This is a genomic window from Burkholderia sp. BCC1640 (genome assembly GCF_902833125.1).
Classification (GTDB): Bacteria; Pseudomonadota; Gammaproteobacteria; order Burkholderiales; family Burkholderiaceae; genus Burkholderia; species Burkholderia diffusa.
On the sequence record NZ_CADFEF010000130.1, the window covers coordinates 1 to 567 of the forward strand.

Consider the following 567-nt stretch of genomic DNA (forward strand, 5'->3'; position numbering starts at 1 on the left):
GCTGGTCAATGGCGAGGGCGCCAAGGGCTTCCACTATCTCGGCGATTTGTCGTTCACGGGCGACGGCACGATCCGCTCGGTCTTCGTCAACGATGGTGCGTACGCGGTCTATACCTACGAGCTGCAGACCGCGCAATCGGGCCAGACGGCCTTCCTCTCGCAGGCGAACGCCGAAGGCGCGCGCGGCTTCCGCTACGAGGGCGAGCTGGGATTGGGCAACCTCTATCGCAGCGACGGCACGTCGGCGACCTACAGCTACCAGCTCGCGCCGGCAGTCGGCAGCCCGGCCGACTTCGTCACGCAGGCCAACGGGCAGGGGCAATCGGGTTACTGGCAGGTCTCGCCGCTGTTCCTCGATTCGGCCGAGGTGACGCTGTACATGAAGAACAATGCCTCGAACGCGACCTACACCTACGAGGCGGTGGCGCCGAGCGCGTCGGCCGCGGACTTCGTCACGCAGGCCAACAGCGAGGGCGCGCGCGGTTTCCGTGCCAAGGGCACGCAGGTGTTCGGCAGCGCCTCGGCCACGGTCTACGTGAAGGACCAGACGCAATCGCCGACCTTCAC

Annotated in this window: 1 pseudogene; it reads left to right on the forward strand. The window is 66.7% G+C overall.

The window, feature by feature from the left end:
• Positions 1-567: pseudogene (locus HWX25_RS32835) on the forward strand (hypothetical protein); the annotation flags it as partial.